At 54.7% G+C, this 2,487-nt stretch carries 2 protein-coding genes; one reads left to right on the top strand and one right to left on the bottom strand.

Features of this window, described 5'->3' with window-relative positions; translation table 11 throughout:
• On the top strand, positions 1-822 hold an 822-nt coding region (locus Q0F21_RS07180), incomplete at its 5' end, for an efflux RND transporter permease subunit (RefSeq protein WP_297238674.1).
• Between the two features lie 484 nt (positions 823-1,306).
• On the opposite strand, the gene Q0F21_RS07175 is transcribed toward Q0F21_RS07180, so the two are convergent.
• Positions 1,307-2,487 (bottom strand): C1 family peptidase (locus Q0F21_RS07175; protein ID WP_297238672.1); only part of this gene is annotated, 1,181 nt, incomplete at its 5' end.

The following is a 2,487-nucleotide window of genomic DNA, read 5'->3' as shown; positions in this document are numbered from 1 at the left end:
AAGGTCTCTCGCCGATCCATCGAGGACGTGGCCGGACTTATGGTGGTCAATGGTCAGGGCGATCTCATCCGGCTCTCGCAATTTGCCGACGTCAGTCTCGGTATCGGTCCCAGCCGACTGGAGAGGTATAATCGCAATAGCTCCGTCACCTTGCGCGCTCAGGCGTATGGAGTGCCTGCCGGTGCGATTGCCAAGGAATTTATGTCCCGCCTCGATGATGAGAATATGCCTGGTGGGGTGCAGATACAGACCGCCGGTGATATGAAGAAGATGTCTGACTCGATGAGCGTCCTCATGACGGCGATCCTGCTCTCGCTCCTCTTCATCTACCTCGCACTGACGCTGCTCTACAACAACTGGACCGACCCGCTCGTCGTGATGATTGCCATCCCGCTCTCAGTCGTCGGTGCCCTGCTTGCTCTCGCGATGACCAATACGGCCATGAGCATTTACGCCATGCTCGGTATGGTGATGCTGGTGGGTCTTGTCGCCAAGAATGCGATCCTGCTGGTCGACTTCGCTAACGAAGCTCGAGCCGAGGGGCTGCCGGTGGACGAGGCGCTGATACAAGCTGTCAAGCTCCGCACACGTCCGATCCTGATGACCGCTCTCTCGACCATCATCGGTATGCTCCCCGTTGCCCTCTCGCATGGCTCAGGCGCTGAGCTCCGGACCGGGATGGCGTGGGTGATCATCGGTGGTATGGCTCTCTCTACCCTGCTAACGCTGATCGTCGTGCCGGCGCTATACAAGGCTTTCCACGCCCGACAGAGATCGACCAAAAAGCAGAGAGTGGACATCGAAGCTCTACTAGCTGAGTAGTCCCATTTATATCAAAATGTAGTGGGCGATGTAGACAAATCTGCACCGCCCACTACTGCATTAAAACCATCCCACCCCATCGACAGCGTCATGATCAATATCTGAGCTCGTACTCCTACTGCAGCCCCCTCCGATACGGAATGCGATTGATCAGAGGGAGAGTCCACTTTTCTAATACCGATATTAGTGATCACTAGTATCGGTATTAGTTCTCACTATTACCGGTATTAGTTTTGACTCTTACCGATATTAGTCAGAGGGCATAACCTCTTGATCGGGACAACATACCGACCTGAAACCCTACACCATTCATACCAAACAGAAAACCAGAAACTTACAACATACGTCATACATGTACAATGTCAAAATTAGAATCACTCATGACTCTGCTGGTCCAATGGACCATTTATCTAAATGCAGTGGGCGGTGCAGAGATGTTTCTGCACCGCCCACTATTAGGATGCCTCCTAGTCAGGTGAGGCTATTAGAGGCCGAGCTTAGCGCGAAGGGCCTTGGGGAGAGCATCCTTGTGGATGGCGATATTCATCGTCTTACCGGCTACAAAGGCAGGGGTAACGTACCAGATGCCCTTGTACTTGCCACTCTCGCCCCAGGAGTTCTTGACCATGTAGAATTTCTTGCCATTCTGATCCTTAGCGATACCATAAATCAGCATGCCGTGGTCATCTGTCAGCTCGAGGGTGTCGAAGCCCTGCTGGCGATACTCGGGGGTCACGTCGATCTCCTTGATACCGGGCTTGGAGATGCGCTCCATCACCATACGGTGACGCTGGTTGTCTGAGGCACCTACCCAGCGCTCCTGATCAGAGCCTGCATTCTCCGGCAGGTCGAGGTCGGCAAGGATGCCGAGACCATCACGGGTAAAGCCGGGCTCGCTCACGTCCGTACCCCAAGCGATGGTGAAGCCGTTATTGATCGCATTGTCGATCGTCTCCATCAGCTCGTCGAGGGTGACGTTGTAGCTGGCGCTGTGACGCCAGTTGTCGGGGATCGGGATGATATAGGGCTCGTAGAGCGGCTGGCTCATGTAGGAGGTGAGGGATACGTAGTTATTCGCATCGATCTTCATCGCCTTGCGGAGGCTCTCCGGGGTATAAGTCTTACCATCTACAGTGAAGGTCTTGGGCGCCTCACCGAGGTAGGTGTCAATGATGCCGTCAAAAGCCTTTGTCCATACAGGAGAGAGACTGCCACGACGATCCATCTGGCTTACCAGTCCATCGAGGAAGCCCTTGGTGATGGCGTAGAGCTCCTGGTGATTGTGACGCTTGGTGCCGTAGTTGAGTCCCTGCATCTCAGACATCGGGATGATGCCGTAGTGCTGCACGGCGTAGATGACGTCGTAGAAGCTTCCGCCCTCAGCAAAGTTCTGATTGCCATGGTAGCGCACATAGTCACGCGCCTTATCCTTGTAGGACATGGAGGCGGTGTACATAGGTGCGGTGACCAGCTTGGGACCACCCTGGCGGATAGACTCAGCCTCAAGGAAGGAGTGAGTGCTGAAGGACCAGCAGGTACCGGTGGATGCCTGATCCTGTACCGGGGTGATCTCGCATGCCTTTACGGTCGTGAAGACATACTCGTCAGACTTCTCAGTGGATGTCTGTGCTGCAGCCGTAAGGGTGAAGGTGCCTGCGGCGGCAA

It is taken from the genome of uncultured Porphyromonas sp. (assembly GCF_934359325.1).
GTDB lineage: Bacteria > Bacteroidota > Bacteroidia > Bacteroidales > Porphyromonadaceae > Porphyromonas_A.
This window is presented reverse-complemented; position numbering and strand designations above follow the sequence as displayed.